The sequence below is a fragment of the Streptococcus sp. SO2 genome (assembly GCF_030440025.1).
The window spans coordinates 25678-43322 of record NZ_JAQFJH010000017.1 but is presented as its reverse complement, the minus strand read 5'-3'; the positions used below and the strand labels follow the sequence as shown (position 1 = coordinate 43322).

General features: G+C 40.1%; 23 protein-coding genes. 19 read left to right on the top strand and 4 right to left on the bottom strand.

Annotated elements, in window-relative coordinates; translation table 11 throughout:
- The first annotated feature begins 2 nt into the window (after positions 1-2).
- The 5 genes from PCY17_RS10450 to PCY17_RS10430 all read left to right on the top strand — a co-directional run bounded on the left by PCY17_RS10450 (position 3) and on the right by PCY17_RS10430 (position 4584).
- Positions 3-698 (top strand): PTS system mannose/fructose/sorbose family transporter subunit IID, encoded by a 696-nt coding sequence (locus PCY17_RS10450; protein ID WP_301393910.1) that lies wholly within the window; start codon positions 3-5, stop codon positions 696-698.
- Between the two features lie 3 nt (positions 699-701).
- On the top strand, positions 702-1109 hold the full coding sequence (locus tag PCY17_RS10445) for a PTS sugar transporter subunit IIA (protein ID WP_301393907.1): 408 nt from the start codon (positions 702-704) through the stop codon (positions 1107-1109).
- Between the two features lie 118 nt (positions 1110-1227).
- On the top strand, positions 1228-2394 hold the full coding sequence (locus PCY17_RS10440; RefSeq protein WP_301393903.1) for an SIS domain-containing protein: 1167 nt from the start codon (positions 1228-1230) through the stop codon (positions 2392-2394).
- A 10-nt stretch (positions 2395-2404) separates the two neighbouring features.
- The gene (gene lacD, locus PCY17_RS10435) at positions 2405-3400 is read left to right on the top strand and encodes a tagatose-bisphosphate aldolase (protein ID WP_301393900.1); all 996 of its coding nucleotides are present in this window, start codon (positions 2405-2407) and stop codon (positions 3398-3400) included.
- Between the two features lie 146 nt (positions 3401-3546).
- On the top strand, positions 3547-4584 hold the full coding sequence (locus PCY17_RS10430; protein ID WP_049502794.1) for an aldose epimerase family protein: 1038 nt from the start codon (positions 3547-3549) through the stop codon (positions 4582-4584).
- Between the two features lie 41 nt (positions 4585-4625).
- Here the strand turns inward: PCY17_RS10430 and PCY17_RS10425 are convergent, their stop codons facing one another.
- On the bottom strand, positions 4626-6305 hold the full coding sequence (locus tag PCY17_RS10425) for a ribonuclease J (protein ID WP_049502795.1): 1680 nt from the start codon (positions 6303-6305) through the stop codon (positions 4626-4628).
- A 1-nt stretch (position 6306) separates the two neighbouring features.
- Entirely contained in the window at positions 6307-6540 is a 234-nt protein-coding gene (locus tag PCY17_RS10420) for a DNA-dependent RNA polymerase subunit epsilon (RefSeq protein ID WP_000639568.1), read from the bottom strand.
- A 270-nt stretch (positions 6541-6810) separates the two neighbouring features.
- Here PCY17_RS10420 and PCY17_RS10415 point away from each other — a divergent pair, with 270 nt between their 5' ends.
- Positions 6811-7026: a hypothetical protein gene (locus PCY17_RS10415; RefSeq protein WP_049502796.1), complete on the top strand. Its 216-nt coding sequence runs from the start codon at positions 6811-6813 to the stop codon at positions 7024-7026.
- Positions 7027-7395: 369 nt separating this feature from the next.
- On the opposite strand, the gene PCY17_RS10410 is transcribed toward PCY17_RS10415, so the two are convergent.
- Both PCY17_RS10410 and cibA read right to left on the bottom strand, forming a co-directional pair.
- Positions 7396-7539: a bacteriocin gene (locus PCY17_RS10410; protein WP_000588573.1), complete on the bottom strand. Its 144-nt coding sequence runs from the start codon at positions 7537-7539 to the stop codon at positions 7396-7398.
- Between the two features lies 1 nt (position 7540).
- Positions 7541-7723 (bottom strand): fratricide two-peptide bacteriocin subunit CibA, encoded by a 183-nt coding sequence (gene cibA / locus PCY17_RS10405; protein WP_049502797.1) that lies wholly within the window; start codon positions 7721-7723, stop codon positions 7541-7543.
- Positions 7724-7895: 172 nt separating this feature from the next.
- Between cibA and tsaB the strand changes: the two genes are divergently transcribed.
- From tsaB to PCY17_RS10340, 13 genes are all read left to right on the top strand, one after another.
- Positions 7896-8579: a tRNA (adenosine(37)-N6)-threonylcarbamoyltransferase complex dimerization subunit type 1 TsaB gene (gene tsaB / locus PCY17_RS10400; protein WP_049502798.1), complete on the top strand. Its 684-nt coding sequence runs from the start codon at positions 7896-7898 to the stop codon at positions 8577-8579.
- Positions 8576-9013 carry a ribosomal protein S18-alanine N-acetyltransferase gene (gene rimI / locus PCY17_RS10395; protein WP_049502799.1) on the top strand — a complete coding sequence of 146 codons (438 nt, stop codon included), beginning with the start codon at positions 8576-8578 and terminating at the stop codon, positions 9011-9013. Before tsaB ends, rimI begins: the two co-directional genes overlap by 4 nt.
- Complete coding sequence (tsaD, locus tag PCY17_RS10390; protein WP_301393891.1) at positions 9003-10013, top strand: tRNA (adenosine(37)-N6)-threonylcarbamoyltransferase complex transferase subunit TsaD; 1011 nt, start codon at positions 9003-9005, stop codon at positions 10011-10013. The genes rimI and tsaD overlap by 11 nt, the downstream gene beginning before the upstream one ends.
- A 110-nt stretch (positions 10014-10123) precedes the next feature.
- Entirely contained in the window at positions 10124-10987 is an 864-nt protein-coding gene (locus PCY17_RS10385; RefSeq protein WP_301393888.1) for an XRE/MutR family transcriptional regulator, read from the top strand.
- Between the two features lie 287 nt (positions 10988-11274).
- Complete coding sequence (locus PCY17_RS10380) at positions 11275-11481, top strand: peptide pheromone VP1 (RefSeq protein ID WP_301393914.1); 207 nt, start codon at positions 11275-11277, stop codon at positions 11479-11481.
- A gap of 66 nt (positions 11482-11547) precedes the next feature.
- Complete coding sequence (locus PCY17_RS10375; RefSeq protein ID WP_301393885.1) at positions 11548-12216, top strand: CPBP family intramembrane glutamic endopeptidase; 669 nt, start codon at positions 11548-11550, stop codon at positions 12214-12216.
- Positions 12217-12337: 121 nt separating this feature from the next.
- A complete protein-coding gene (locus PCY17_RS10370) occupies positions 12338-13015 on the top strand; it encodes a CPBP family intramembrane glutamic endopeptidase (protein WP_301393882.1) in 678 nt (225 codons plus the stop codon).
- Between the two features lie 11 nt (positions 13016-13026).
- Complete coding sequence (locus PCY17_RS10365) at positions 13027-13695, top strand: CPBP family intramembrane glutamic endopeptidase (RefSeq protein ID WP_301393879.1); 669 nt, start codon at positions 13027-13029, stop codon at positions 13693-13695.
- A 120-nt stretch (positions 13696-13815) separates the two neighbouring features.
- Positions 13816-14490, top strand: coding sequence for a CPBP family intramembrane glutamic endopeptidase (locus tag PCY17_RS10360; RefSeq protein ID WP_301393876.1), 675 nt, complete (start codon positions 13816-13818; stop codon positions 14488-14490).
- Between the two features lie 162 nt (positions 14491-14652).
- On the top strand, positions 14653-15348 hold the full coding sequence (locus tag PCY17_RS10355; RefSeq protein WP_301393873.1) for an AzlC family ABC transporter permease: 696 nt from the start codon (positions 14653-14655) through the stop codon (positions 15346-15348).
- A complete protein-coding gene (locus PCY17_RS10350; RefSeq protein WP_045762538.1) occupies positions 15338-15661 on the top strand; it encodes an AzlD domain-containing protein in 324 nt (107 codons plus the stop codon). Before PCY17_RS10355 ends, PCY17_RS10350 begins: the two co-directional genes overlap by 11 nt.
- A gap of 102 nt (positions 15662-15763) precedes the next feature.
- Complete coding sequence (locus PCY17_RS10345) at positions 15764-16606, top strand: amino acid ABC transporter substrate-binding protein (RefSeq protein WP_301393868.1); 843 nt, start codon at positions 15764-15766, stop codon at positions 16604-16606.
- A 153-nt stretch (positions 16607-16759) separates the two neighbouring features.
- Entirely contained in the window at positions 16760-17614 is an 855-nt protein-coding gene (locus tag PCY17_RS10340; protein WP_000694516.1) for a MetQ/NlpA family ABC transporter substrate-binding protein, read from the top strand.
- The last annotated feature ends 31 nt before the right edge of the window (positions 17615-17645 follow it).

Here is a 17645-nt window from a genome sequence, read left to right as displayed (position 1 = left end):
TCTTGCCACAATTGCGTAAAATGTATGGAGATGGAACTCCTGAGTTGAAAGAAATGATGAAAGTTCATACTCAATTCTTCAACACTTCACCATTCTTCCACACAATCATCGCTGGTTTTGACCTTGCTATGGAAGAAAAAGATGGCGTTGGCTCAAAAGATGCGGTTAACGGTATCAAGACAGGTTTGATGGGACCATTCGCTCCTCTTGGAGATACTATCTTTGGTTCACTTGTACCTGCTATCATGGGATCTATCGCTGCAACAATGGCTATCGCTGGTCAACCTTGGGGTATCTTCCTTTGGATCGCAGTTGCAGTAGCGTATGACATCTTCCGTTGGAAACAATTGGAATTTGCATACAAAGAAGGGGTTAACCTTATCAACAACATGCAAAGCACTTTGACAGCTTTGATTGAAGCTGCATCTGTACTTGGTGTGTTCATGATGGGTGCTCTTGTAGCAACAATGATCAACTTTGAAATTTCATACAAATTGCCAATCGGTGAGAAAATGATTGACTTCCAAGATATCTTGAACTCAATCTTCCCACGCTTGCTTCCAGCAATCTTCACAGCATTCATCTTCTGGTTGCTTGGTAAGAAAGGTATGAACTCAACTAAAGCAATCGGTATTATCATTGCTCTTGCTGTTGGACTTTCATTCATCGGTAAATTCTTACTTGGAATGGGCGCATAATTTATGAGTAAATCATTGATTTTAGTGAGCCATGGACGTTTCTGTGAAGAACTTAAAGGTAGCACAGAAATGATTATGGGTCCACAAGAAAATATTCATGCGGTAGCTCTTCTTCCAGAAGATGGACCAGAAGATTTCACTGCGAAATTTGAAGCTGCTGTCGAAGGTTTGGATGATTTCCTAGTCTTTGCTGACCTCCTTGGTGGAACACCATGTAATGTGGTGAGCCGTCTGATTATGGAAGGTCGTGACATCGAACTTTATGCAGGAATGAATCTTCCAATGGTAATCGAGTTTATCAATGCGAGTCTAACCGGCGCTGATGCAGATTATAAGAGTCGTGCTTCAGAAAGCATTGTCAAAGTTAATGATTTATTGGCTGGCTTCGACGATGACGATGAAGATGAATAAGGTGTAATAACAGAAATACTGTTAGAACATATTTCATAGAATATAAATGGGAATGGGGCTTACTCCCATTCCCATATTTTAAATAAAAAACAATATAATAATAGATCAGAGGAACTCAATGCTAGATTATACAAAAGAAGAATTGCTTGAGTTGGGGGCAGAAATCACAACTCGCGAAATTTACCAACAACCAGACGTTTGGAAAGAAGCTTTTGAAGCTTATCAAGCACGACGTGATGAAATTGCATCCTTCTTACAAGGAATTGCTGACAAACATGACTACATCAAGGTTATCCTGACTGGTGCTGGAACTTCTGCTTATGTAGGTGATACTCTTGTTCCTTACTTCAAGGAAGTTTATGATGAACGTAAATGGAATTTTAATGCTATTGCGACAACTGATATCGTAGCAAACCCACAAACTTATTTGAAAAAAGATGTAGCGACTGTTTTGGTATCATTCGCGCGTAGCGGGAACTCACCTGAGAGTGTGGCAACAGTTGACTTGGCTAAGGCCTTGGTTGATGAACTTTATCAAGTAACTATCACATGTGCGGCTGAAGGGGAATTGGCTCTTCAAGCGCATGGTGATGACCGCAATCTATTGTTGCTACAACCAGCTGCGTCTAATGATGCTGGCTTTGCTATGACTTCAAGCTTCACTTCAATGATGTTGACAGCCCTTTTGGTATTTGATCCTACAGAATTTGCTGTTAAAGCTGAACGTTTTGAAGTGCTATCTAGTTTAGCTCGTAAAGTCCTTGACAATGTAGCAGATGTCAAAGAGTTGGTTGACCTAGACTTTAATCGAGTGATTTATCTAGGTGCGGGCCCATTCTTCGGACTTGCTCACGAAGCGCAGCTTAAAATTTTGGAATTGACTGCTGGTCAGGTTGCGACTATGTATGAAAGCCCAGTTGGCTTCCGTCACGGTCCAAAATCTTTGATCAATGAAGATACTGTCGTTTTGGTCTTTGGTACTACAACAGATTATACTCGTAAGTATGACTTAGACTTGGTTCGTGAAGTTGCAGGTGACAAAATTGCTCGTCGTGTTGTTCTCTTGAGTGACCAAGCCTTTGGACTTGAAAATGTTAAGGAAGTAGCACTTGGATGCGGTGGGGTTCTGAATGACGTTTACCGTGTCTTCCCTTACATTGTTTATGGTCAATTATTTGCTCTCTTGACTTCACTTAAAGTTGGTAACAGACCAGATACACCATCACCTACAGGTACAGTTAACCGTGTTGTTCAAGGTGTTATTATTCACGAATTTGAAAAATAAGGAAGAATCTATGAGTAAATTAACATTAAGCCCAAATAAACTTGCTTGCTTGCAAAAACTCTCAGACGAAAATGGTATCATCTCAGCTCTTGCTTTTGACCAACGTGGTGCTTTGAAACGCCTCATGGCTCAATACCAAACAGAGGAGCCAACAGTAGCTCAAATGGAAGAACTTAAAGTATTGGTAGCGGATGAATTGACAAAATACGCTTCATCAATGCTTCTTGACCCAGAATACGGACTTCCAGCTACAAAGGCACTTGCTCCAAAAGCTGGTCTGCTCCTTGCTTATGAAAAAACTGGATACGACACAACAAGCACAAAACGTTTGCCAGACTGCTTGGATGTTTGGTCTGCAAAACGTATCAAAGAACAAGGTGCAGATGCTGTTAAGTTCTTGCTTTACTATGACGTAGATAGCTCTGACGAACTTAACCAACAAAAACAAGCCTATATCGAACGTATTGGTTCTGAGTGTGTGGCAGAAGATATTCCATTCTTCCTTGAAATTCTTGCTTACGATGAAAAGATTGCTGACGCAGGTTCTGCAGAATACGCTAAAGTAAAACCACACAAGGTTATCGGTGCTATGAAAGTCTTCTCAGATCCACGTTTCAACATCGATGTCTTGAAAGTAGAAGTTCCAGTTAACGTGAAATACGTTGAAGGCTTTGGCGATGGAGAAATCGTTCATACACGTGAAGAAGCAGCTGCTTTCTTCAAAGCACAAGACGAAGCTACTAACTTGCCATACATCTACTTGAGTGCAGGTGTATCTGCTAAACTCTTCCAAGAAACACTTGTCTTTGCCCATGAATCAGGTGCAAACTTCAATGGTGTTCTTTGTGGACGTGCAACATGGGCTGGATCTGTTGAAGCTTACATCAAAGATGGAGAAGCAGCAGCTCGCGAATGGCTTCGTACAACTGGATTTGAAAACATTGATGAACTCAATAAAGTACTTCAAACAACAGCTACTTCATGGACTGAACGTGTAGAAGCATAGATCAGAAATAGAAGAAACGACTTTTGTTAATAAAATATCTATGGTTTCTTGACAAAGATGTCTGTAAATCATACAATAAAACCATAGAGAGTGAATGCGCTTTCTATGGTTTGTTTACTTAATTGAAATAGAAAAAGGAGAGAAGGATGAAAGCATACACAGAACGTGTATTTGGGAAAGTTGATGGCAAGGATGTCCTCGCTTACCGTTTTGAAACGGAAGCAGGCTATCAACTGGAAATCATGACCTATGGAGCGACAATTTTACGTTATGTAACTCCAGATAAGACTGGCAATTTTGCCAATGTTATCCTAGGTTTTGATGATTTCGAAAGCTATGTGGGAAATAGCCCTAAACATGGAGCGAGTGTAGGTCCAGTGGCAGGTCGTATCGCAGGTGCGACTTTCGAACTTAATGGTAAGTCCTATGAACTTGAAGTTAACAACGCCAGCAACTGTAACCACAGTGGTTCAACTGGTTGGGATTCTAGCTTGTTTGAGCTAGTTGAAGTGAATGATCATGGTTTGACTCTTTACACAGAAAGAACAGACGGTACAGGAGGTTTCCCAGGAAACCTTAAAATCTGGATTAGCTACCACTTGGAAGAAAGTGGAGCCTACGAAGTTAGCTACAAGGTGACGACGGATCAGGATACCTTGGTCAATCCAACCAACCATAGCTACTTTAACTTATCTGGTGATTTCACTCAGACTGTTGACCGCCATGTCTTCCAATTGAACACTGAGGGTATCTATCCAATTGCCCCTGATGGAGTACCAGCTAAAACTCCAGATGCTGATCGTGATGTGGTTAAACACATCTACAATGGCGCCTTGTTGAAGGATATCTTTGCAGAAGAAGATGAGCAAATCCAACTCGTATCTGGTTTAGACCATCCATTTGCTCTGCCTGCAGGACATGACAATGCTGGTTTCCTCTATGACCAAAATTCAGGTCGTTTCTTACTCTTCAAGACAGAAGCACCTTGCTTTGTAGTTTACACCGCAAACTTTGTGGATGAGAGTGTCATCATCGCTGGTCAACCAATGATGCAGCACAATGGGATTGCTCTTGAAGCACAAGCTTTGCCAGATGCTATTCATAGCGACCTTAAAGATCAAGTCATCCTCAAAGCAGGCCAAACTTTCACCAGCAAAACTCGTTACGAGCTTGTCGTGAAATAACAAAAATTCTCTGAAGTCATAGGATTTCAGAGAATTTTTTCTTATTCTTCATCTGGTGTGAGAATCATCGGAATGATGATTGGTTCACGTTCAGTATTTTCGTAAAGAAATGGTCGAATGGCATTTACGATAGCGCCATTGACAGACTGGACGCTGGCATCTTTGTTTTTCAAAGCGATACGAATAGCATTGAAAAGGATGCGTTGGCTTTGACGGATCAAGTCACCAGATTCGCGCATGTAGACAAATCCACGGCTGAGAATATCTGGTCCAGATAGGATCATCTGAGACTTGAAGTCAACGGTTGCGACAGCCAGTACAACACCATCTTCAGATAGATCGCGACGATCTTTAAGCACAGCTGCACCGATTTCGCCGATACGATTTCCATCGACGTAGATATCCTGAGCATTGAAATGACCTGCGATACGAGCAGAGTTTGCAGTGAGGGCAAGCACATCACCATTACTCATGATAAAGATATTGTCCTTCTCTACGCCAGTATCCACTGCTAGTCCAGCGTGGACTTTCTGCATGCGGTATTCACCGTGAACAGGCATGAAGTATTTTGGCTTAATCAAGCGGAGCATAAGTTTTTGCTCTTGCTGACCACCGTGTCCAGATGTATGGATGTTGTTAATCTTACCATGGATGACTTCAACACCAGCTTCAGAAATGATGTTAATCAATTTGTTAACGCTAGTGGTGTTTCCTGGAATTGGGCTAGATGAGAAGATAACAGTATCACCAGGTTGGAGTTGCACTTGACGGTGAGTTCCGTTAGCGATACGAGAGAGGGCCGCCATAGGTTCGCCCTGACTACCTGTACAGAGGATCAGAATCTCACCCGCAGGATAGTCTTTGATTTCATTTGGTTCGATGAAGGTTCCCTTAGGAGCCTTGATGTAACCTAGTTCAATCCCGTTGACAATGGCCTTTTCCATAGAGCGTCCAAAGACAGCAATCTTACGACCTGTTTTAACAGCAGCGTCAGTAGCTTGTTGGAGACGGAAGATATTTGAGGCGAAGGATGCAAAGATGATACGTCCCTCGATACCTTGGATAATCTTCATGATCGACTGGCCGACAACCTTTTCAGAGTTTGTAAAGGTTGGCACTTCAGCATTGGTCGAGTCAGAGAGCAAACAAAGTACTCCATCTTCACCTAGGGCTGCCATGCGGTGCAAGTCTGCAGGTTCACCAACTGGTGTAAAGTCAAACTTGAAGTCTCCCGTACAGACGATTTTCCCTTGAGGTGTGTGGATGACAATTCCCAATGGTTCTGGAATCGAGTGGGTTGTTCTAAAGAAAGTTGCTTTAAGGTTTTTAAAGGTCAACTCCGTGTTGTGGTTGATTTCGTGAAGTGTAGCATTACGCAAAAGTCCATGCTCTTCGAGTTTTCCACGGATTAAGGCAAGGGCCAGTGGACCAGCATAGATAGGGATGTTTGCTTGCTTGAGCAAGAAAGGAATCCCTCCGATATGGTCCTCGTGTCCGTGTGTAATCAAGAGAGCCTTGATGCGGTCGATATTTTCTACAATATAAGAGTAATCAGGGATAACGTAGTCGATACCAAGCAGGTCATCCTCAGGGAATTTAATTCCTGCATCAACGATGATAATTTCGTCTTGATATTCGATTCCGTATGTATTTTTACCGATTTCTCCTAGACCACCAATAGCAAAAACGCCAACTTCTTCTGGTTTAAGAGTATAGGCCATATTAGAACTCCGTAATTTCGAATGCGCCAGTTTCTTTTTCGTAGTCTAGCAATTTGTCAGACAAGAGTTCGATATACTCGATATTGTACTCTGGACGATTTTCTTCGACAAGTTGGCGAGCAGCGATACGTCCTTCAAGTTCTGAACTAGCATCGATGTCTAAGTATAGTGAGCGTGTTGTTTCACGACGTGGGCTACGGTCTTTTGTTTCTTGATAAAAAACTTTGTAAATCATATGTTTCCTTTCTGCTTTCAGGTCAGCTATATTCAAAAATGCTCAGTTTGAAGCTGGTTTGATTCCAGTTCATTTTTTGTCTTTATTGACCTTGATTCGTTACAATTATCTCAATTATAACATAAAAAGGGGAATTAGTAAAAGCAGGAAACATGAAAGTAAGGAGCTTGAAATGGGTTTCATTTTGCCTTGTATAAGTATTTGAAGACTTCAGATACAAGTGCTATAATAAAGTTATAAGAGACGTTTCTATATCAAGGAGGTTGAAAGATGAATGACTTATTTACTTTTGTTATCGGTATTCGTTTGGTAGCTTTTATGATTTTTGTTGCCTGTGTTTATGGTGGCAATCTACTGTTTGTTCGGCTGGAACATAGAAAAACAGCTGTACACTGGAAAATTCTCTTTGTAACATTGTATTCCATTTTTCTCCTTCTTGTAACCTATGTGGTCTGGTTTGTATTTTACTTTGGTTTGAATGCTTAGCTTCAGTTGTTTATTTATATCTGCTGATTGAACGAATGCCTATCTTTAAAATAGGTTATAAAAAAATAGCGAACTCAGCTACACAAAAAATCCACCCCAACTATTAAGATAGGGTGGATTTTTCAAATTCGGTATCCAATTTTTCCTCAAACAAAGATTATATTTTCAGGCCCTATCCTTATTTTTACAGTTATGATTGTTTTGTTCAAAAATAGAGTTGAAGCATAAAAATAAAACAATACAAACAGATAAATCAATTGGCAATGGTATAGTAGTAATGCTTAAATCGTTGAGAATACTGATCAAACTGTAAGAGATGAAGAAAATAAAATTCATCCTTCTAAAAATGTGTCTTTTATCTAGCATGACTTATCCAAACTTTTTACGGAGATCTTTTCCAATGGTGTAAGCTGCCATAAATAAAGCTATACCAACACCTACACCAAAACCACCCTTGATTTCTTGCAATTCTTTATTAGAAATTTCATGATATTTGTCTAAATCTTTAATCATACTAACCTCCTAAAAAATAACCAGCTGCTAAGCCAGAGCCTACAAGTGCTGTTCCGCCAGCAACAGCTTTCCAAGAAACTGCTACACCAAAGATAACCAAGGGAGCGAGACCACCATCAATATCTGATAATTCATTTTCAGATAGCGATACAAATTGATTGTCAATATTTTCGAAATTTGTCATTGAACTTTCCTCCTTTTTTCTCGTTCACTTTTATATTCGGAAACGAAAAGGAAAAGTTGCAATGTTTTTGAAGATTTCTTTTCACTGTGATTTTTGATACAAAACAAAGAAAATTCCCATGTGCCTTCTTTTGTAGTATAATAGTAAGCAGACAAAAAGATAGGAATGTGTTATGAAAGTATTAGCTTTTGATACGTCCAGCAAGGCTCTTTCTCTAGCTATTTTAGAGGACAAGCAAGTTCTTGCCGAGACGACAATCAATATCAAGAAAAATCACAGTATTACCCTCATGCCTGCCATCGATTTTTTGATGGCAAGTTTGGATTTGACATCCAAGGATTTGGATCGAATCGTAGTGGCAGAGGGGCCAGGTAGCTACACAGGTTTGCGAATCGCAGTAGCAACTGCTAAGACGCTGGCTCATACTCTGAACATCGAGTTAGTTGGGATGTCTAGCCTTTTAGCCCTGGTGCCGAGCCAGCAGGAAGGTTTGGTTGTCCCTTTGATGGACGCACGCCGTAACAATGTGTATGCAGGATTTTATGAAAATGCCCAGCCAGTCTTTCCAGAAGCGCACCTATCTTTTGAAGAGGTGTTAGAAAAAGTCAAGGATGCTGAGCAGGTAACCTTTGTTGGAGAAGTTAGAGCCTTTGTGGATCAAATCCAAGAACAATTGCCACAAGCCAACTATCTAGAAACCTTACCAAATGCAGCTAATATTGCTCTTGGTGCTTGGGACAAGGAAGCAGACTCCTTGCATGATTTTGTGCCGAATTACCTTAAGCGTGTCGAAGCTGAGGAAAACTGGCTCAAGAATCACACCGAGTCTGGCGAGTCTTACATTAAACGCCTATGATAGAGATCAAACGAATCCAACAGCAACCTGACTTTGCTCAAGCTATCTATGCTGTTATGGCAGATGTTTACCCAGTCAGTCCTTGGACTCTGGAACAAATCCAAGCAGACCTGTCTCAAGACCAGACCTGGTATGCTTTAGCCTACGATGGGATAGAAGTGATAGGTTTTCTAGCTGTTCAGGAAAATATCTTTGAAGCAGAAGTCTTGCAAATTGCTGTCAAAAAAGCCTATCAAGGTCAGGGGATAGCCTCGGCCTTGTTTGTAACATTGCCGACAGACAGGGAGATTTTCCTCGAAGTCAGAAAGTCCAACCACCGAGCGCAAGCATTTTACAAGAAAGAAAAAATGTCAGTCATCGCTGAGAGAAAGGCCTATTACCATGATCCAGTCGAGGACGCCATTATCATGAAGAGAGAAATAGATGAAGGATAGATATATTTTAGCATTTGAGACATCTTGCGATGAGACCAGTGTTGCTGTCTTGAAAAACGACGATGAGCTCTTGTCCAATGTCATTGCTAGTCAAATTGAGAGTCACAAACGTTTTGGTGGCGTGGTGCCAGAAGTAGCCAGTCGTCACCATGTCGAGGTCATTACAGCCTGTATCGAGGAGGCATTGGCAGAAGCAGGAATTACCGAAGAGGACGTGACAGCTGTTGCGGTTACCTACGGACCAGGCTTGGTCGGAGCCTTGTTAGTTGGTTTGTCAGCTGCTAAGGTCTTTGCTTGGGCACATGGCCTTCCCCTGATTCCCGTTAACCACATGGCTGGCCACCTTATGGCGGCTCAAAGTGTCGAGCCCTTGGAGTTCCCCTTACTAGCCCTTTTAGTCAGTGGCGGACATACAGAGTTGGTCTATGTTTCTGAGGCTGGTGATTACAAGATCGTTGGTGAAACTCGAGATGATGCGGTTGGCGAGGCCTATGATAAGGTCGGTCGTGTCATGGGTTTGACCTATCCAGCAGGTCGGGAGATCGATGAACTTGCTCATCAGGGGCAGGATGTGTATGATTTCCCTCGTGCCATGATTAAGGAAGATAATCTGGAGTTTTCATTTTCAGGTTTGAAGTCTGCCTTTATCAATCTTCACCACAATGCCGAGCAAAAAGGAGAAAACTTGTCGACAGAGGACTTGTGCGCTTCCTTCCAAGCAGCAGTTATGGATATTCTCATGGCAAAAACCAAGAAGGCCTTAGAAAAATACCCTGTTAAAACTCTAGTTGTGGCTGGTGGTGTGGCAGCTAATAAAGGTCTCAGAGAACGTTTAGCAGCTGAAATCACTGACGTTAAGGTCATCATTCCACCTCTGCGACTTTGCGGAGACAATGCGGGTATGATTGCCTATGCTAGCGTTAGTGAGTGGAACAAAGAAAACTTTGCAGACTTAGACCTCAATGCCAAACCAAGTCTCGCTTTTGATACCATAGAATAAAGAGTCAGCTTGGGGCTGGCTTTTTTGCTAAAATATTTTATAATATGTTAAAAAAGTAAAAGTTTTTACGAATAGAATAGTAAAGGGAATTTTTAAAGGGGAGTTTGGCCATGATTGAAAAGCAGGAATTAGGAGAATTTTACAAGGAATTACGCCTGGCGAGAAAGCTCAAGCAGTCAGATGTGGCTTGTGCTGGACTAACAGCTTCTCAGCTATCCAAGTTTGAACTAGGGCAGTCCATGCTGTCTGCGGATAAGTTGATCCTAGCTATCCAAGGGATCAATGTGACCTTTGATGAGTTTGGACACAAGCTCAACAACTACCAAGAATCTCCACATATGCGATTTGGTAGAAGGATTGTGGATCGCTTTGCCCATCAAGATATTGCTGGTTTAGAGCAACTCTTGGAGGAAGTCGAACAAGAACAGATGGCGCAGACTTATCGCCGTTTGAACTCTATTGTGATTAAAGATGCTATCCATTCACTAGATAAAAGCTACCCACTAGCAGAGGAGGATAGCGAGTTTTTAACCACCTATCTCTATGCTATCGAGTCTTGGACCTGGTTTGAACTCTATATCTTTTGCAATACCATGCCTTTTTTGAGCAACCAAGATTTGATATTTTTATCAACCTCCTTACTTGAAAAATCCAAGGAATTTAAAGAATTGGCACACAATAGACTGTATATGAAAAGTGGCTTTCTAAATATCATCTCAGAGCTTATGGAGCGCAAACTTTTCTCTTACATCCCAATCTTTGAGTCCGAGTTGGAGAGTATGCTCCGTCCGTATGATGTTTTTGAGAAAGTATCATGGCAATTTTTAAAGAAATTGAGTGTTTTCCTTCAAACCAAGGGAAGCAATCAAAAAGAGATTGAACACTTTATCCAATCTCTGCAAATATTAGAAAATCCACAATTAACAGCCCTTTTTGAATTACGCTTCCAGCAATACCAAAAACTTATTGATTAGTTAGAAATGGAATGATAATAACCCACTCTGAAATGAGTAGAAGCATTAGTTGAATTTTTCTTTTCTTCATATCGTTTTCCTCCTTGTTGATAGCATCTTTATTATACCAGTGAAAGAGTCAATTCTATAAAAATCGCAAATGTGAAATTTCCATAAGAAAAAATATCAAATATGCGATTTTCTAAAATAGACTGATTTCCGTGCTATACTATTCTTGTAAAGCACTTGAAGTAAATCCTAGGTCGCAGAAGTGGTTTACGAATAAAATAATTGAAGGAGTGTAAATGATGTTGAATTTACAATTTGCAGAAACAATGGAACTAACAGAAGTGGAGTTGGAGAAGGTTTACGGAGGAAATGTCGTCGATATTGTGAAAATTCCAGGCGGTGGAAATTGGGGAGGCATAGGATCGTTTTGGAGAAATTCTAACTTTGCTGATCACTTTTTTTACTTTATGCCTGAGTCTGATCCTGATCGTCGTCGTTTCTATTAACATCTAAAGCCCTTGCTTTTTTCTTGGGTAGGGGCTTTCTTTATTTCATAGTATAGGAGAAAAAGAATGAAAAAGATAATCTCACGCTACTACTTTTTTGTGGTCATTCTACTTGTCATTGCTTACCAGTATTTCAGTTATCTGGTTCTGCACAGTGAATTCGCTGCTAATCTATCTGGTTTTAGCTATTATTTTTCGGATATGATGTTGAAATTCCTTGTGGTTCTGCTTGTTTTTGTTTTTATGGTAGGGGCAGGAAAATGGCAACAAATCAATAGTAGAAAATTTAAAGGGTCCTATCTTTTCTATTCTTTTTTAGCTTTTCTTGCTTTATTTATTTGGAATTTTATTAAATTTTTCCTATTCCCACCTACCCAAAATGGACTTGCTTACCAACTCGCTGCTCCGACTTTTACAGGCGCTACGGCGTTTTTGATGTATTTTTTCTATCCTGTGATTGCAGGCCCTATTTTTGAAGAGATGATCTATCGTGGATTGGTGATGACCGCTTTGGAAAAAGGGAAGAAATGGGGACTGGATGTGCTTGGTTCTGCTGCTTTGTTTGGAATCTTGCACATTAGTAATTATGGTTGGGTCTTGACAGACTTTTTCGTATATATGGGCGGCGGTATTATATTTGCGGTCTTGTTTAGAGTGACAAAGTCTATTTATTGGCCTATTGGACTGCATATAGTCTATAACGGTATCGTGCATATACTTCCTTTGTTATTTTAGAGGATTTTCAAAATCTTAAATCAAGGAATGGAGTCCTAATCGTGGTGCTTTTGCTTGGGCTGTAGCTCCAATAGGTGAGCGGTCTAGACGCTGTCGATAAAATAATATAGGAAGTAATTTAATGAAGAAAATGAAAGAAATGAAATTTCATCTAGCAACTGGCTTGTTGCTTTTGACTTATTACCTCATTTTTAATGGCATACCAGACTTAGATTTTACTGTAGCTTTGTCTGATGAGATCTACTATGTTTTGCAGGTCTTGTTGATGCTTGTGCTGGGAGTTGTTGCAACTATTATTCTTGTCAAAAGTGAACATTGGAAAGAGTGTGGTCGTTTCCAATTTCGTTGGTCTTACCTAGGTGTTTTCTTTCTTTCTTTTTTCTTATTATTCGTGTGGGCAAATCTAGCAACTCGTATCTTTCCTCGTACGCAAAATAGCAGTGCAGTAGTGGAAGTAGCCACCAGTTTGACAGGAATTAGCTATTTTATTACGCGTGTACTTTACGGTAGCTTTATTGCACCTATAGCAGAAGAAATCGTGTGTCGTGGTTTTTTGATGACAAGCTTGTCTAAATTTAAAAACTACTATATTGATGTTCTTGTTTCTGCTGCCATATTTGGCGCTATGCATGTTTTACAGCATGGTTGGATAACGACAGATTTCATACTCTACTTTGTAATGGGCTTGATATTTTGCATGATGTTTCGCTGTACACGCTCTATTTATTGGACCATAGCTTTACATGCTTCATGGAATACTTTCTTGCTTATTGTTAGCTTATTGGTGTTTGGATTTTAGAAGGGTGATATATGAAAAAGATAATCTCACGCTACTACTTGTTTGTAGCCATTCTACTTATCATTGCGGACCAGTTCTTCATCCGTCTGGTTTTACACAGCGACTTGGCTGCTGGTCTATCTGATTTTAGCTATTACTTTTCGGATATGATGTTAAATTTTCTTGTAGTTTTGCTTGCTCTTATTGCCATGGTTTGGTCAGGAAAATGGCAACAAATCAATAGCAGAAAATTTAAAGTGTCCTATCTTTTCTATTCCTTTTTAGCTCTTCTAGCTTTTTTTGTTTGGAATTTCGTTACCTTTTTTATTTTCCCGTCCACCCAAAATGAAATTTCTTATCAACTGGATCTTCCTACTTTTACAGGTCCTACTGCATTTTTGATGTATTTTTTCTATCCAGTGATTGCAGGTCCCATTTTTGAAGAGATGATCTATCGTGGATTGGTGATGACCGCTTTGGAAAAAGGGAAGAAATGGGGACTGGATGTGCTTGGTTCGGCTGCTTTATTTGGAATTCTGCATATCAGTAGTCATGGTTGGGTCTTGACAGACTTTTTCGTATATATGGGTGGTGGTCTAATAATGGCAGTCTTTTTTAGAGTGACAAAGTCTATTTATTGGCCTATTGGACTGCATATAGTTGATAATGCCATTGCTCAAATTCTGCCTTTGTTGTTTTAGAGGATTTTAAGAGTCATAAATCAAGGGATGAGTTCTCATCGTGGTGCTTCTGATTGGATAAAAGGGATTTGGGTACGTTTAGCTGGAAGATGGTGTAACTAAAACTCTAAAGGATCAACGATGAAAAGGAAAGAAACGAAATTTTACTTGACAACTGTTTTGATAATAGCCGCCTATTACTTAATTTTTAATTTTGTAGCAAGGTTAGAATTTGTTAACCAATTATCAGATTTTGGATTTTATAGCTTGCAAATTTTATTGATAGTTCTTGAGGGGATTGCTGCTACAGTGGTTCTAGTAAAGAGTCAAGGTTGGAAAGAATGCGGTCGCTTCCAGTTCCGTTGGGCTTATCTGGGTGTCTTCTTTCTTTTCTTTATACTGATGTTTGTGTGGGTAAATATAACGACTCTGATTTTTCCTAGCACGCAAAATGAGAACGAAATGATGAAAGAAGCAGCTAATTTGACAGGAATTAGTTACTTTATAATGCGCATTCTCTATGGCAGTCTCATTGCTCCTATCGTTGAAGAGTTGGTTTTTCGTGGGCTTCTGATGACAGCACTATCCAAATTTAAAAAGTACTATATAGATGTCGTCGTTTCCTCCACACTCTTTAGTCTTATCCATGTTTTACAGTATGGCTGGGTGTTAACAGATTTCATCGTTTATGCGGGAGCAGGTCTCTTGTTCTGTATGCTATTTCGTTATACTCGTTCAGTTTATTGGCCAATGGTTCTTCATATCTTGTGGAATACATTTTTAATCGTTATTAGTTTATTGGTATTTGGGTATTAAATCTAAAATAGTTTATAAGTTGTATCATGAGACTGGATTGCCAGTCTTTTTTATGTTCTTGTCAATCAGCAGACTTTTTTCTATTTTACGAATATGTTATAATAATGTTTGCTGTGACTGTTTGGAAAGCAGTTGCTGAAGGAATGATTAGTGAGGAAGTCTATGAAAGAAAAAGGATTTTGGGAGGGTGTGCAGGCTGCGGTACCGACAGCTCTGGGCTATGTTAGCATCGGTCTTGCCTGTGGCATTATCGGTTCTCCCTATGTGACACCACTAGAAATGGGTTTGATGAGTCTCTTTGTCTATGCTGGGAGTGCTCAGTTTGCCATGATAGCCTTGATAGCAGTTCAAGCGCCTGTGGCAGCCATTGCCATGACGGTCTTTTTGATTAATCTGCGTCTCTTCTTGCTGAGTTTGCATGCGTCGACCTATTTTCGCCATACCAGTCTTTGGCACAATATCGGCATGTCCAGCCTTTTGACCGATGAGACCTATGGCGTTTTGATGGGCGAGTTGGTGCATACGGATAAGGTTAACCCCATGTGGATGCACGGGAACAACCTTAACAGCTATGTAGCTTGGTTTTTCGGAACTGTTGTCGGAACTGCTCTAGGTGGACTTCTACCAAATCCAGAAATTTTTGGCTTAGATTTTGCCCTAGTGGGGATGTTTATTGGGATTTTTACTTCCCAGTTTCAGATTATGCAAAAACGGATTCCTTTGCGCAATCTCTTCATAATTTTAGCAGTTGTAGCTGTATCTTTCTTTTTGCTCTTGACGGTGGTGTCTCAGTCATTAGCTGTTCTGTTTGCGACCTTGCTAGGTTGTACCATGGGGGTGGTCTTGGATGGTCAGTAAGTATATTTTATTAGCAATTGTCTTTTCTGGTTTGGTGACTTGGATTCCAAGAATGATTCCATTCATCTTAGCCAAGTACAAGGGTTTGCCACCTATTGTCGAGCGCTTTTTGAAATTTCTACCAGTTTCTATTATCTTTGCATTGATTCTTTCAAGTGTTGTGACAGGAAAAGTTGGAAGCCTTCCGCAGATAAAGTGGTTAGACTTTTTAGCAGTCTTTCCAACGGCTTTTGTAGCCTTTCGCTATCGCAATCTGGTAGGGACTGTTCTCTTTGGGGTGGTCTTGATAGCAGTCCTACGTTTGGTCTTTTAATCAGCCATAAAGAAAACCTATCACAAATATAGAAATCATATAATAGCGTAATTCCTTTTTTTCTGTTAAGATAAGATTGTATTCTATTTTGGAGGAAATATCATGAAAAAAATCGTTAAATATTCATCACTTGCTGCCCTAGGGCTTGTAGCCGCAGGTGTATTGGCAGCTTGCTCAGGTGGTGAAAAGAAAGAGGCGGCATCTGGTGAAGCAACATCTGATAAGAAAGAAATCGTCGTAGCAACTAACGCGTCACCAAAACCATTTAACTATGAAGAAAACGGTGAGTTGACTGGTTTTGAGATTGAGGTTGTTCGCGCTATCTTTAAAGACTCTGACAAGTATACTGTCAAGTTTGAAAAGACAGAATGGTCAGGTATCTTTGCAGGTCTTGACGCAGATCGTTACCAAATGGCAGTTAACAACATCAGCTACACTAAAGAACGTGCAGAAAAGTACCTTTACGCAGCACCAACTGCTAAAAATCCTAACGTTCTCGTAGTTAAGAAAGATGATAACAGTATCAAGTCGCTTGATGATATCGGTGGAAAATCTACTGAAGTCGTTCAAGGAACAACATCAGCTAAACAATTGGAAGAATACAACAAACAACACGCAGATAACCCAACTGTCCTTAACTACACAAAAGCTGATTTCCAACAAATCATGGGACGTTTGAGTGACGGACAATTCGACTACAAGATTTTTGATAAAATCGGTGTAGAAACAGTTATCAAAAACCAAGGTTTGGATAACTTGAAAGTCATCGAACTTCCAAGCGACCAACAACCTTACGTTTACCCACTTCTTGCAAAAGGTCAAGATGAGTTGAAGGCATTTGTGGACAAACGCATCCAAGAATTATATAAAGATGGAACCCTTGAAAAGCTATCTCAACAGTTCTTTGGTGGTTCTTATCTCCCAGCAGAAGCTGACATCAAATAAGTTTGTAAATCATCCATTCTCTCGTAGGTGGATGATTTTGCAACTTCTAGACCTATAGTTTCAAACTATAGGCTTGCCTATCTAATAACAATTTGCGAAATCAAATAAAGTGTGAGATACTATTACAGTATTATTTTTAAAGGAGAACGAATCATGAAAATTAAAAAATGGTTAGGCGTAGCAGCTATCGCTACAGTAGCAGGCCTTGCACTTGCAGCTTGTGGAAATTCAGACAAGAAAGCAGACAACACAACTACAGTTAAAATCGCGACTGTTAACCGTAGCGGTTCAGAAGAAGCACGCTGGGACAAAGTCCAAGAATTGGTTGAAAAAGACGGAATTAAATTGGAATTCACAGAGTTTACAGACTACTCACAACCAAATAAAGCAACTGCTGATGGTGAAGTAGACTTGAACGCTTTCCAACACTACAACTTCTTGAACAACTGGAACAAAGAAAACGGTAAAGACCTTGTAGCGATTGCAGATACTTATATCTCACCAATCCGCCTTTACTCAGGTAAAAACGGGGAAGAAAACAAGTACACTAAAGTGGAAGAAATCCCAAACAACGGTGAAATTGCTATTCCAAACGATGCTACTAACGAAAGCCGTGCCCTTTACCTTCTTCAATCAGCAGGTTTGATTAAATTGGATGTTTCAGGAACTGAACTTGCTACAATCGCAAACATCAAAGAAAATCCAAAGAACTTGAAAATCACTGAGTTGGACGCTAGCCAAACAGCTCGTTCATTGACTTCAGTTGATGCAGCAGTTGTAAACAACACTTTTGTTACAGAAGCAAAATTGGACTACAAGAAAGCACTCTTTAAAGAGCAAGCTGACGAAAACTCAAAACAATGGTACAACATCATCGTTGCGAAAAAAGATTGGGAATCATCACCTAAAGCTGATGCAATCAAGAAAATTATCGCAGCTTACCACACTGACGAAGTGAAAAAAGTCATCGAAGAAACTTCAGACGGCTTGGATCAACCAGTTTGGTAATAAACACAGGGAGGTGGGAGAGATTTTTTCC

What these genes read in the sequence shown, in the direction of transcription:
- PCY17_RS10445 (WP_301393907.1), top strand. Translation starts at nt 702, where the DNA reads ATGAGTAAATCATTGATTTTAGTGAGCCATGGACGTTTCTGTGAAGAA.
- PCY17_RS10440 (WP_301393903.1), top strand. Translation starts at nt 1,228, where the DNA reads ATGCTAGATTATACAAAAGAAGAATTGCTTGAGTTGGGGGCAGAAATC.
- lacD (WP_301393900.1), top strand. Translation starts at nt 2,405, where the DNA reads ATGAGTAAATTAACATTAAGCCCAAATAAACTTGCTTGCTTGCAAAAA.
- PCY17_RS10430 (WP_049502794.1), top strand. Translation starts at nt 3,547, where the DNA reads ATGAAAGCATACACAGAACGTGTATTTGGGAAAGTTGATGGCAAGGAT.
- PCY17_RS10425 (WP_049502795.1), bottom strand. Translation starts at nt 6,305, where the DNA reads ATGGCCTATACTCTTAAACCAGAAGAAGTTGGCGTTTTTGCTATTGGT.
- PCY17_RS10420 (WP_000639568.1), bottom strand. Translation starts at nt 6,540, where the DNA reads ATGATTTACAAAGTTTTTTATCAAGAAACAAAAGACCGTAGCCCACGT.
- PCY17_RS10415 (WP_049502796.1), top strand. Translation starts at nt 6,811, where the DNA reads ATGAATGACTTATTTACTTTTGTTATCGGTATTCGTTTGGTAGCTTTT.
- PCY17_RS10410 (WP_000588573.1), bottom strand. Translation starts at nt 7,539, where the DNA reads ATGATTAAAGATTTAGACAAATATCATGAAATTTCTAATAAAGAATTG.
- cibA (WP_049502797.1), bottom strand. Translation starts at nt 7,723, where the DNA reads ATGACAAATTTCGAAAATATTGACAATCAATTTGTATCGCTATCTGAA.
- tsaB (WP_049502798.1), top strand. Translation starts at nt 7,896, where the DNA reads ATGAAAGTATTAGCTTTTGATACGTCCAGCAAGGCTCTTTCTCTAGCT.
- rimI (WP_049502799.1), top strand. Translation starts at nt 8,576, where the DNA reads ATGATAGAGATCAAACGAATCCAACAGCAACCTGACTTTGCTCAAGCT.
- tsaD (WP_301393891.1), top strand. Translation starts at nt 9,003, where the DNA reads ATGAAGGATAGATATATTTTAGCATTTGAGACATCTTGCGATGAGACC.
- PCY17_RS10385 (WP_301393888.1), top strand. Translation starts at nt 10,124, where the DNA reads ATGATTGAAAAGCAGGAATTAGGAGAATTTTACAAGGAATTACGCCTG.
- PCY17_RS10380 (WP_301393914.1), top strand. Translation starts at nt 11,275, where the DNA reads ATGTTGAATTTACAATTTGCAGAAACAATGGAACTAACAGAAGTGGAG.
- PCY17_RS10375 (WP_301393885.1), top strand. Translation starts at nt 11,548, where the DNA reads ATGAAAAAGATAATCTCACGCTACTACTTTTTTGTGGTCATTCTACTT.
- PCY17_RS10370 (WP_301393882.1), top strand. Translation starts at nt 12,338, where the DNA reads ATGAAGAAAATGAAAGAAATGAAATTTCATCTAGCAACTGGCTTGTTG.
- PCY17_RS10365 (WP_301393879.1), top strand. Translation starts at nt 13,027, where the DNA reads ATGAAAAAGATAATCTCACGCTACTACTTGTTTGTAGCCATTCTACTT.
- PCY17_RS10360 (WP_301393876.1), top strand. Translation starts at nt 13,816, where the DNA reads ATGAAAAGGAAAGAAACGAAATTTTACTTGACAACTGTTTTGATAATA.
- PCY17_RS10355 (WP_301393873.1), top strand. Translation starts at nt 14,653, where the DNA reads ATGAAAGAAAAAGGATTTTGGGAGGGTGTGCAGGCTGCGGTACCGACA.
- PCY17_RS10350 (WP_045762538.1), top strand. Translation starts at nt 15,338, where the DNA reads ATGGTCAGTAAGTATATTTTATTAGCAATTGTCTTTTCTGGTTTGGTG.
- PCY17_RS10345 (WP_301393868.1), top strand. Translation starts at nt 15,764, where the DNA reads ATGAAAAAAATCGTTAAATATTCATCACTTGCTGCCCTAGGGCTTGTA.
- PCY17_RS10340 (WP_000694516.1), top strand. Translation starts at nt 16,760, where the DNA reads ATGAAAATTAAAAAATGGTTAGGCGTAGCAGCTATCGCTACAGTAGCA.